This window comes from Nocardiopsis halophila DSM 44494 (genome assembly GCF_000341245.1).
Lineage (GTDB): Bacteria > Actinomycetota > Actinomycetes > Streptosporangiales > Streptosporangiaceae > Nocardiopsis_A > Nocardiopsis_A halophila.
In genome coordinates this window covers 1-1,386 of sequence record NZ_ANAD01000041.1, presented here as the reverse complement: position 1 = coordinate 1,386, position 1,386 = coordinate 1, and the positions used below count along the sequence as shown (strand labels likewise).

The following is a 1,386-nucleotide window of genomic DNA, read 5'->3' as shown; positions in this document are numbered from 1 at the left end:
CCCGCCCGCCATGAGCCCCAGCGTGGAGGCCAGCAGCGCCGGGTAGCCGGGGCGCCCTCCCGCCGGCACCGGCGGGTGCGAGCGCGGCATGGCCAGGCGCAGGGCCGCCGCGGCCGCCGCCAGCAGGGCCGCGGCCGCCCAGTAGGGCGCCGTCCACCCCCCGGCCTCGGCCAGCGCCCCGGAGGCCACGCGCGCCGCCAGCACACCGGTCAGCAGGCCCGACATCATCGCCGCCACCACGCGCCCCCGGTCCCGCGGCGCGGCCATCCCCGCGCCGGTGCCCACCAGCACCTGCGCGGCGGCCGAGGCGAAGGCGGTGGCCGNCGAGGCGGCCAGGCCCGCGGCGGCGGCCGCCAGCAGCGCGCAGGCCAGCCGGCGCCGCTCGACGATGTCGGCCAGCGGCACCACCAGCAGCAGCCCGGCCCCGTAGCCGGCCTGGGCGGCGGTGACGATGAGCGCGGCCGCCGCCGGGGCGGCGCCCAGCGCGCCGGAGACGCGCTCCAGCAGCGGGTGGGCCAGGTAGTTCCCGGCCACGGCCAGGCCGGTGGCCGCCGACATCAGGAACAGCAGTGCGCGGCCGATGCCGGGGGCGGGCGGCTCGGCCCCGGACGGGTGCGCGGGCGGGGCCGCGCGCAGGGGTGTCGTCGTCATGGCCCCAGCGTCGGCCTGCCCAGGCCGATCTGTCCAACACATTGTTCTCATCCGATCGATGAACGACTACGATCGACGGTGTGGATCTGCAGCAGATGCGCTACGTCATCGCCGTCGCCGAGGAGCGCAACTTCACCCGGGCCGCCGAGCGGTGCCGGGTCGTCCAGTCCGCCCTGAGCCACCAGATCGCCCGCCTGGAGCGGGAGCTGGGGACCCGGCTGTTCGAGCGCACCAGCCGCCGCGTGCGCCCCACCCCGGCCGGCGAGGCGTTCCTGCCCGCCGCCCGCCAGGCCCTGGAGGCCGCCGAGCGCGCCCGCGCCGAGGCCGGCGCCGCCGCCGGCGAGGTCCGGGGCAGGCTGCGCCTGGGGGCGGTCCCCACCGTCACCGCCGTGGACCTGCCCGCACTGCTGGGGCGCTTCCGCCAGCGCTACCCCGAGGCCGGGGTGGCGCTGCGCACCATCGGCAGCGAGCTGATGATCGAGCAGGTGCGCCGGGGCGAGCTCGACGCCGCCCTGCTGGGGGTGCTGCCCGACGTGCAGGTCCCGGGCCTGCGCATGCGCGAGTTGGCGACCAACCGGCTCGCGGCCATCGCCGCCCCGCACCACCCCCTGGCCGGGCGCGACCACGTGGGCCTGCGCGAGCTGGCCGCCGAGGTGTTCGTCGACTTCCCCGAGGGATCCGCCGGGCGCGCCCAGTCCGACCAGGCCTTCACCGCCGCCGGGCTGCACCGCGAGG

At 79.0% G+C, this 1,386-nt stretch carries 2 protein-coding genes; one reads left to right on the top strand and one right to left on the bottom strand.

The window, feature by feature from the left end; all coding sequences use genetic code 11:
- A partial coding sequence (locus D450_RS0104910; protein WP_039820138.1) for an MFS transporter occupies positions 1-558 on the bottom strand: 558 nt, incomplete at its 3' end.
- Positions 559-731: 173 nt separating this feature from the next.
- Here D450_RS0104910 and D450_RS0104900 point away from each other — a divergent pair.
- On the top strand, positions 732-1,386 hold a 655-nt coding region (locus D450_RS0104900; protein ID WP_017537559.1), incomplete at its 3' end, for a LysR family transcriptional regulator.